This window comes from Rickettsia sp. TH2014, from assembly GCF_019249195.1.
Classification (GTDB): Bacteria; Pseudomonadota; Alphaproteobacteria; order Rickettsiales; family Rickettsiaceae; genus Rickettsia; species Rickettsia felis.
Genome location: NZ_MXAX01000123.1, coordinates 1 through 1,964, shown reverse-complemented (window position 1 = coordinate 1,964; position 1,964 = coordinate 1). Strand labels below are relative to the sequence as shown.

The following is a 1,964-nucleotide window of genomic DNA, read 5'->3' as shown; positions in this document are numbered from 1 at the left end:
GCTAAGTACCTAAAACCCTTGACTTTTTATGATATATGTAGTACTAATAATAACAGACAATCTCCCCAGAAAGTCTTCAAAGTACATTATATATAATAAGGTATAGATTCTTAACTCATTACCTTATTATATTAGTATTCTGTTAGTCATAATATACAGTTAAAGTTATTATAAAATATATAAGTACTACTTAAACCTAGAAGTGTCAAGTCTTAATTTTTATCAACACACATTATTTTTTATTCTGAGTAAATGATTTTGAAAAGAAATTAACTGTGTCTAATAAGAATTTGTAGCGTGCATACCCTCCCCGTCCCGGCTTATTTTCATGTGTTACAAAAAAGTGTTTATTCTTTAATTTTAGTAACGTTGATTTAATAGTATTACTGGGTAGTTGGCATGCAGATGAGAATTCATCTATTGTGATGCTTTTAGTTATTGCATATTCAGAGTCTTTATCTTCAATATTGTTAACCAAGAACTGCATTATTACTTTTTGTGCTCCAAACATTTGTCTAAATTCTTTTTTTAGCCCTTCTTCTGAAAAACTCATTAAACTATCATTTTTTTTAAGAGCAGTGGATTTGGATTTTTTGTTAATACTGTCGGTATTATTATGATTTGACAATTCTGTGTTAGGTGTGTCGTCCCATGGACGATAAGCACGTTTCTTAAAAGGACTCTTGATTTTATTTTTTTCTATTTCTGAGATTAAAGGCATAATATTAATTATTTAGTATTGTTTTGAAGTGCTAATATTTCCTGAGTTAAGAGATCTATATCCTCTTTTGCTGCACTATTTCTTAGTGATGAAAAAATATTACTACTAGCATACATGCTATTAGGAAAATCCTGACAATTTCTGATAAAAGTATTTAAAACTTTATCTTTAAAAATATCGTGATTTAATATGGTTGATAATACTTCAGAAGATAAAGCTGTTCTATTATCAAATTTATTTAGAACAACTTTAAAATCAATTGGTTTTTTAAATCTCTTGCTAATAGTTTTAATTTCTTCATAAGAAATTTTTAAACCGGATAAGCTAAAATGTTCTGGAGTAATTGGACAAATTACAACATCTGAAGATAATGTGGCAGCGGTTACTGATTGTCCTAACGCTGGTGGGCAATCTATTAGAATTAAATCGTATTTATGACGTATTTCTCCAAACAAATCATTATATACTCTATCTAAAGGATATTTATTTAGTATTAAGTAATTATCTAATACAGCATTTTCTATTCTACTTGGAAGAATATCTAAACCAGCTGCAACGGTTTGAATAGTATCATGAAGTGTTGCATTATTACATATAATATCAATCATAACGGGATTATTTTTAGCATCAACATTAAATGCCTGTGAAAGATTCCCCTGTTGATCTAAATCAACACATAAAACTCTAGCACCATATAAATTAGCTCTAATTGCAAAGGCATGAGTTAAAGAAGTTTTGCCAGTACCCCCTTTGACAATTTGGAAAGATATTACTTTTTGTGGAAATTGAATATTAAAAAGTTCCTTTGCCGTTGAGTGACCAAAATATACTCTATTTTGTGATTTGAAGGACCCCAGTTTCTTTAGTTTTAGTTGTTTATGAATGAACTGTAGTGATACTCCTAAAAATTTAGCAGAATCAGCAGCAGTCATACGAATATCTAAATCATTCATGATATATACCTCATACTAATTATAACATAATATAATAAAAATACTATAATATACATATATAAATAATGTACTGTTGTAATTAATACACCATATATATACTATATTTATAGTATATACTCCTTGACTTAAGTTTTAAGCTTATATAATATTAGTTATATGAGATGTAGTAATCGAGAACAAATAAGGAAATTATTGCAGAAAAGAAAAAACCGGTAGACGCTCGTCCTCGCCAAAGTTTGAGCATCTACCGGTAAAATAACAACCCATAAATAAATATGAGGTCATTTATG

2 protein-coding genes are annotated in these 1,964 nt (G+C 28.4%); both read right to left on the bottom strand.

Going from position 1 to position 1,964, the window contains the following annotated elements; all coding sequences use genetic code 11:
• Window positions 1-232: 232 nt before the first annotated feature.
• Window positions 233-721, bottom strand: a complete 489-nt coding sequence (locus KYQ89_RS02335; RefSeq protein WP_218460243.1) for a hypothetical protein — start codon at window positions 719-721, stop codon at window positions 233-235.
• Between the two features lie 8 nt (window positions 722-729).
• Window positions 730-1,674: a ParA family protein gene (locus tag KYQ89_RS02330; protein ID WP_218460242.1), complete on the bottom strand. Its 945-nt coding sequence runs from the start codon at window positions 1,672-1,674 to the stop codon at window positions 730-732.
• Window positions 1,675-1,964 lie beyond the last annotated feature (290 nt).